The sequence below is a fragment of the Protofrankia sp. CiP1_Cm_nod3 genome (assembly GCF_982290655.1).
Window position 1 is genome coordinate 13,720 of the sequence record NZ_CEVIVD010000094.1, and the last position, 6,845, is coordinate 20,564.

At 67.0% G+C, this 6,845-nt stretch carries 6 protein-coding genes and 1 pseudogene; 3 read left to right on the forward strand and 4 right to left on the reverse strand.

Annotated features, from left to right (window positions below):
• From AC5LUJ_RS16905 to AC5LUJ_RS16915, 3 genes and pseudogenes are all read left to right on the forward strand, one after another.
• Positions 1 to 331: pseudogene (locus AC5LUJ_RS16905) on the forward strand (IS701 family transposase); the annotation flags it as partial.
• Between the two features lie 131 nt (positions 332 to 462).
• The gene (locus AC5LUJ_RS16910) at positions 463 to 630 is read left to right on the forward strand and encodes a hypothetical protein (RefSeq protein ID WP_493465273.1); all 168 of its coding nucleotides are present in this window, start codon (positions 463 to 465) and stop codon (positions 628 to 630) included.
• A 99-nt stretch (positions 631 to 729) separates the two neighbouring features.
• Positions 730 to 2,145 carry an IS701 family transposase gene (locus tag AC5LUJ_RS16915; RefSeq protein ID WP_250285364.1) on the forward strand — a complete coding sequence of 472 codons (1,416 nt, stop codon included), beginning with the start codon at positions 730 to 732 and terminating at the stop codon, positions 2,143 to 2,145.
• A gap of 193 nt (positions 2,146 to 2,338) precedes the next feature.
• On the opposite strand, the gene fdxA is transcribed toward AC5LUJ_RS16915, so the two are convergent.
• The 4 genes from fdxA to AC5LUJ_RS16935 all read right to left on the reverse strand — a co-directional run bounded on the left by fdxA (position 2,339) and on the right by AC5LUJ_RS16935 (position 6,745).
• Positions 2,339 to 2,665, reverse strand: coding sequence for a ferredoxin (fdxA, locus tag AC5LUJ_RS16920; RefSeq protein WP_250285365.1), 327 nt, complete (start codon positions 2,663 to 2,665; stop codon positions 2,339 to 2,341).
• 79 nt (positions 2,666 to 2,744) lie between these two features.
• Positions 2,745 to 3,947 carry an acetyl-CoA acetyltransferase gene (locus tag AC5LUJ_RS16925; protein WP_445548507.1) on the reverse strand — a complete coding sequence of 401 codons (1,203 nt, stop codon included), beginning with the start codon at positions 3,945 to 3,947 and terminating at the stop codon, positions 2,745 to 2,747.
• Positions 3,947 to 5,371: an OB-fold domain-containing protein gene (locus tag AC5LUJ_RS16930; RefSeq protein WP_250285367.1), complete on the reverse strand. Its 1,425-nt coding sequence runs from the start codon at positions 5,369 to 5,371 to the stop codon at positions 3,947 to 3,949. Before AC5LUJ_RS16930 ends, AC5LUJ_RS16925 begins: the two co-directional genes overlap by 1 nt.
• 66 nt (positions 5,372 to 5,437) lie before the next feature.
• Complete coding sequence (locus tag AC5LUJ_RS16935; RefSeq protein WP_250285368.1) at positions 5,438 to 6,745, reverse strand: TetR-type transcription factor C-terminal domain-containing protein; 1,308 nt, start codon at positions 6,743 to 6,745, stop codon at positions 5,438 to 5,440.
• Positions 6,746 to 6,845: the final 100 nt, after the last annotated feature.

Consider the following 6,845-nt stretch of genomic DNA (forward strand, 5'->3'; position numbering starts at 1 on the left):
GCATGCCTGGCTCGCGGTCACCGTCACGAAGACTCGCGAACAGGACCCGCCGGAGCACCCACCTGCGACGAGGGCGGTGGGCTACCAGCGTGACGGCCATGGCCTCGCGGTCCCCGAGCAGCCGGAACCAGCCGAGACCGGGATGATCCCGTTCAGTCTCAACGAAATCTGGCATGTTCTCGCCCTGTTCGGACAGGCTGTTATCCCAGCAGCGGTGATCACATGGTGGTCGGACTGGCGCCGTCGCCACCAGGCACGCGCCCGCCGTTACCACTTCCGAACCCGGATCCGAACCAACCAGACGGACGTCGCGCGGGCCGCGACCACGTAAGGATCACTGTCACTGGAGTACTAGTATCTCGTGATTCCGCTTATTTCCGCTTTACTCCGGTCGGATCGTCGTGGATCAACCAGCTCGAAACCGGGTTCGGTATAATTGCCCACCAGTCGATCAGCCGCGCTATGTGTATCTTCGTGAAGATTCTTATCAAGCGGATCCGGGACTACATCGTCCATGGGAACGCCAATCCCACGCTGTTCGCTTGGACCGCGACCGTGGACGAGATCCTCGCCAAGGTCCAGCTTGTCCAGGCCGGCATCAAGAAAATTGTCGACAACAACGGTAAGTAGCGGTGGTTTGTTGTGATCGTTTGGTCATGTATGGGTGGCCAGGAATTCGCTGGCTGTGCCGGGTAGGGAAGGAGTGGTTCGGTCGCGGAGGTGATCGCGATGACAGAGCGGCTGCCGTGCCTGCCGGCTCCGGCGCCGGTGGAGGTGTACGCGTCCCGCTTCGACGGCCTGTTCGCCTCGCGTGCGCAGCGGCGGGGGTTCCGGGACTACCTGGTCGGTCTGCTGCTGCCGCGGGACCGGAACAAGACGTTGACCTGTCTGGCCGGGGCGGAGCCGGTGGCCGGCGCGCAGCATCGGGAGGTCCAGCGGCTGCAGTGGTTCCTGTCGGAGTCGCCGTGGGACCACGAAAAGATCAACAGTAGGCGGGTCGAGTTGCTGTTGGTGTCCTCGGACAGCGCGCCGCACCCGGGTGGGGTGCTGGTCCTGGACGATTCCGGGGACCGTAAGAGCGGGCATGCCACCGCGGGGGTGTCCCGTCAGTACATCGGTTCCCGGGGCGGTATCGAGCGCGGTGTCGTCGCGGTGTCCACCGTCTGGGCGGACGAGTGGGTCTACCACCCGTTGCACACCCGGCTCTACCTCCCGGCGCACTGCCTGCCCGACGGGCGGGCCGACCCGTCGTTTCGGACCAAGGGGCAGCTCGCCGCCGCCCTGGTCGCCGATGCCCGCGCCGCCGGCGTCGGCTTCCGCGCGGTGGTCGCCGACTGCTTCTACGGCCCGTCCGAGAGCCCCGGCCTGGTCACCGGGCTGCGCGAGGCCGGGGTGCCGTTCGTGCTGGCATTGAAACCGCACCAGGAACTGTCCCGCCCCGACGAGGACACCGACCTGCGTACCCCGGCCCAGGCCGCCCGCGCCCGGGTCTGGACCAGCCCTGAGCGGCCCGGCCAGTGGACACCGGTGCGGCGCGCCTACCGCGACGGGCACACCGAGACCTGGTGGGCCACCGACTGCCGGGTGGGCCCGTACCGGATCGGCGGGCCCCTGCGGCTGGTCGTGGCCACTTCCGACCCGGCGACCCTGCCGGCGACCAGCACCTGGTCTTTGGCCACCACCCTGCCCCGCCCGGACCTGCCCACCACGGCGGCGCCGGCGTTCCCACCCGCCACCTACGACGAGATCGTCTGCCTCTACGGGCTGCGTGGCTGGGTCGAACAGGACTACAAGCAGGTCAAACACGAACTGGGCTGGGCCGACTTCCAGGTCCGCTCCGCCACCGCGATCGCCCGCCACTGGACCCTGGTGAACTGCGCGTTCAGCCTGTGCTGGCACGACAACACCACCCCCGCCGAGCCACCCACGCCCTTCCCACCCGACGACACGCGGACAACGACCCGCACCACCACACCGCCGTGTTGGCCGGTCAGCCTCCGACAGGTCCGCGCCTGCCTGACCCCCCTGTGCCTCCTGCTACGCCTCTGGCAGGCCTGGACCACCGCCCCGATGCCCCACCCACTCCGCGAACTGATCGACACGCTCGCCGCCGGACACCGGCTCCGCCTCTACCTACCCCCGTAGATCACGGATCACGAACTGCCGATCACAACAAACCACCGGTAAAGACGGCGAATTACGAGGCGCTAGCGTCACGGAGCGGCTGATGTGACGCATGCAGCGTCACCCCGTACTGGTACTGACCGTCGGGATTGGATGAGGCGGCTCACGGAGTGTCCGCCAGGAGCGCCGACATCGAGACCGGCCCTCCACGCTGTCAGGCCGTCGCCGACTTGGGTGGCATCGCCGCGATGGCGGGGTGGTCCCCGTTCAACGGGCCGTGGCGGCGGGCCCCACCCGGGTCGCCGATCTCAGCGAAGAGTGCCTCGGCCCTGGCCGCGAGGTGCAGCAGCTCCCCAGGGAGGTCCACGTCAGCAGAGATAGCACGGACCGGGCACACGGCCTCGCAGGCGCCACAGTCGATGCACTCGGTCGGGTTGATGTACATCGACCGATCGCCCTCGTAGATGCAGTCCACAGGGCATTCCTTGACGCAGGAGTTGTCCTTGACGTCGACACAGGCATCACCAATGACGTAGGTCATGAAAGGTCCTTCATTTCCTGGAGCTGTCCGTTTGCTGTCCCGTTTGGCTCGGTTTGGAGCGTAGCTATGCAGCCGGCGATCACGAGCGCTCCGTCCCGACGATGGACACGAACGACACGCACTCGCCAGGACCTCCGCCGAGGTTGTGGGTCAAGCCCATGGTCTTTCCCGTGCTGGCGATACGGCGTTCGTCCGGGGCTTCATCACGAAGCTGCAGCCAGCACTCATAGAGCATACGGAGCCCCGATGCCCCCACAGGATGACCGAAGGCCTTCAGCCCGCCGTCGGGGTTGACCGGCAGCGCACCGTCCAGGTCGAATGTCCCGGCCAGGACGTCCTTCCACGCGGTTCCGCGGGGGGCGAAGCCGAGATCCTCCATGAGGACGAGCTCGGTGACGGTGAAGCAGTCGTGCACCTCAGCCATCGCAATCTGCGCCCGAGGGTCGGACACGCCCGCCTGGCGGTAGGCCTCCCTTGCGGACGCCGCGACCTCCGGAAAGGTCGTGAAGTCGTAGCCCGGGTCGACGTTGCCGTCTGCTGCCCCAGACACGAAGGACAACGCCTTCACGAACAGGGGGCGCTTGGTGTAGCGGTACGCATCCTCGGCCCGTACCACGATCGCTGCCGCTGCCCCGTCCGACACACCGGAGCAGTCGAACACGCCGAGGCTGCCGGCGACCAGTGGGGAGCAAGCGATGGTCTCCCTGGTCACTTCTCTTCGGAACTGGGCTCGCGGGTTCCGGGAACCGTTCTTGTGGTTCTTCCAGGCGATACGCGTGAAGACCTCCTTCAACTGGTCTTCGTCCACGCCGTACTTCCGACCGTAGGCCGGTGCTAGGAGGCTGAAGTTGGCTGGTGCCGTCGTGGTGCCAAGCGTGCCGCCCGTCCCGTCACCCGGAATCGACTGGCGGGTCAGGCCGGAGTAGCCGGAGTCCTTCAACTTCTCGACGCCGACGGCCATGGCTATGTCGTAGGCACCACTGGCGACGGCATACGCGGCGCCGCGCAGCGCCTCGGATCCTGTCGCGCACATGTTCTCAACGCGGCTGACGGGTTTGTCGCGGATCCGGAGCGGACGGCTCAGCGTCAGACCCGAGACCCCTGACATATAGGTGCCCAGCCAGAAGGCGTCGACGTCGTCGATCGCGACAGACGTGCTCTGCGTGGCTGTCCCCACCGCCTCGACAAGGAGGTCGTCCGTGCCGCGGTCCCAGTGCTCGCCGAACGCTGTGCAGCCCATGCCTACGATTGCGACCCGATCACAGATGCCTCTTGATGCCATCAGAGCCTCGTTCCGTCTTCGTGAAGCGGTCGTGCCTTCCAGAAATAGTTGTGCACGCCGTCGGCAGTCAGCAGGCGTCGGAACGTGAGGCCGACACGCAGGCCGATACGCACGTCGGCCGGGGTCGCGTCGGCGAGCTCGCATCGGAACCGACCGCCCCCGTCGAAGTCGACGACGACGGCCACCATCGGTGGGCTCGGTGTGAACGCGAGACGGTCAACAGTGAACGTCGCCACCGTCGCAGGCGTGTCACGCAGCGATCGCTGCGACATCTGGTCGGCTGCAGAACACGCAAAGCACACCCTTCCCGGTGGTACGTTGACCGCTCCGCACGCGTCGCACCGAGCCGCCTGAAAGGCGAGCTTGTAGCCGGCGGACCGGCGTGTTGGCGGCGCCGCGGGCGGGTCCGGCTCCGGTCGCCGGGGTGGCTCGCGGTCGAGCATTCCCCGCCAGGTGAGGAAGGCTGTGTAGCTGAGCTCGCCGTGTGAGCCATCCACCTGCCCTAGCACACCGGTCGGGGACCGCCGGGACAGCAGGTGCTCCGTGGTTCGCATCAGCAGAGCGCTCGCACCGTCGGCGAGGTGGACCAGCGCGACGTTTTCGCCAGCGCCAGCGCGGTCCAGAGCTGCGGCGAGCAGTACCCCGGGCTGGGCCGCACCGGGGTTGCCGATGCGGTCTGCCAGGTTGTCGACCACGGCTTCGGGACGTACGCCGCTGGCCTGCGCGAACTGCCGTACCGCGCGGGCGGCCAGGCCGCTCACGACAAGGTGGTCGATCTGGCCAGGGGCGAGATCGGCTGCTTTCAGCGAGGTGGTGAACGCCTCCTCAGCCAGCGGTCGGTAGACATGTTCGGCGAAGCGCTCCTCCCAGGTATGGGAAGCCTTTTCGCCGGGTGTCCGCCACCGCTCCAGGAACTCCTCCGTGGTCGAGGCGAACGCCAGGACGGTCGCGAGCTCGGGTGTCTCCGACGTGCCGCGTCCGAACAAGAACGCTGCGGCCGCGTCGCCGCCCTCTCGCTCGTCGCTGCTCCCGGGCAGCCCGGTGCGTATGTCGGCGACTACGGCGAGGGCCGGGACTCGTGCCTCGCTCGCGGCCAACAGTGCGCCGATGACCGACCGCGGTGAGCCAGCCATGTCGACCGCCAGCGTCGCCCGGTCAAGTCCGAGCGCGGCGTGCACCACCGCCGCATTGGTCTTGTCCAGGTAGGGAGGGAAGGAGGTGGCGAAATAGAGCCGCTCAGGCAGACAGCGCTGTCCCCGTAAAGCCGCCGAGCCAGCCTCCACCGCCATGGAGACGACATCCTCGTCGTACGACGCCACGGCGCGTGAGCCTCTCCCTCCCGAAGCGCCGAGAGCCGCCTGCATGTCGCTCCGACGAAGCCGGTGGTATGGAATGTAGGAGCCGTAGGACAGCAGGCTGGTCATGGACGTCCTTCCCCGGGGGAGTTGCCGACAGCCTAATTTCTAATCTAGGTTCGAGTCCAGTGTATGTCACACGCTCCGTCGACGCGTACCCCGGCGTCGTGTCGACATGCCCTCGAGGACGAGGATGCAGAACTGCTCCGCCAGCTGCTCCGGAGCCAGGTGGTGGTCGGCGTGGTACCACTCGACCGTCCAGTTCAGGGCACCCGCCAGCATCATCAGGACCACCGACAGATCGAGGTCGGAGCGGATGTCCCCGGCGTCGGCAGCGTCGTTGAGCAAGCCCCGCCACAGGCCGAGGTAGGTCCGCTGCAGCGGAAGGATGGTGGCTCGGACGCCGTCCGGCACCTGTCCGAGGATGCGCAGCATGGCCGAGGTGTAGTCACCCCAGGCCAGGACGGACAGCAGGTGCGCGGTTATGGCCATCGCCAGCTTGTTGATAGGCGCGGTGCGTGTGGGTAGGTCGTTGACACTACGCCTCACCATGTTGTCAGTGCGTTCCCAGGCATTGTGCAGCAGGTGCACCACCAGGTCCTCGCGCGAGGCGAAGTGGTAGTAGAGGCTGCCGGTCTGCATGTCGGCCTCGGTCGCGACGTCCACGAGCCGGGCTCCGGCATAGCCGTTCTCGCGAAAAATCTTCGCGGCCGCGTCGAGGATCCGAGCGGTCGTCGCGGCGCCACGTGTCTCTGCTGCGGACTCCTCGTGCGCATCGGATGTGAGGGTAAATATGATCTTGTGTGACCGGCGCCGCTTTCCCTTGGAGGTCCCGAGCCCGTCGAGGAACATCGCGGCGAACTGCTCCTCAAGATCACTGATCGTGAGTCCCTTCGGCTGGTCTGGGTGGAACCAGTCGGGGGAGGCGTTCATGGCTCCCAGAACGAGCATGCGGCACGCGGAGATGTCAAGGTCCTGACGCAGCTCGCCGTCACGCTGCGCGTCCTCGAACAGCTCCCGCCACCATTGGCCATACTCCCGCTGCAGCGCGAGGGCCTGAGTGCGGATCTCTTCAGGGACCTGCCCCAAGATGCGTAGAGTGGCCGCAGTGTAGTCGCCGATCTCGAGGACGGCTTCGAGATGGGCGTGCACGGCGATGCGGAGCCGGTCAAGGCCGCTCGCGTTGGGAGGTGCGGCGGAGACCTTGCCCATGACGAAGTCGTTCGTGCGCTGCTGGCCGACACGCAGGACTTCCTGGACCAGGCCTTCCCGCGAGGCGAAGTGGTAGTAGAGGCTGCCGGCTTGTATCTGTGCCGCCGCGGCGATGTCCGTGAGGCGCGTCCCAGTGTAGCCGTTCTGACGGAAGATCTTGGCTGCGGCGTCGAGGATGCGCTGTCGTGTCGCCGTGGCCTTCTTGCCCGGGTGGGTGCGCACCGTTGTCATCGCCGTTCCTCTCTGGTTGATCGCCTGATTCTAAACGTGATGCGAGAGGCGACGGCCGCCTCCTCGACGACCAGCTCGCGGCCCCTACCTGCCAAGATGA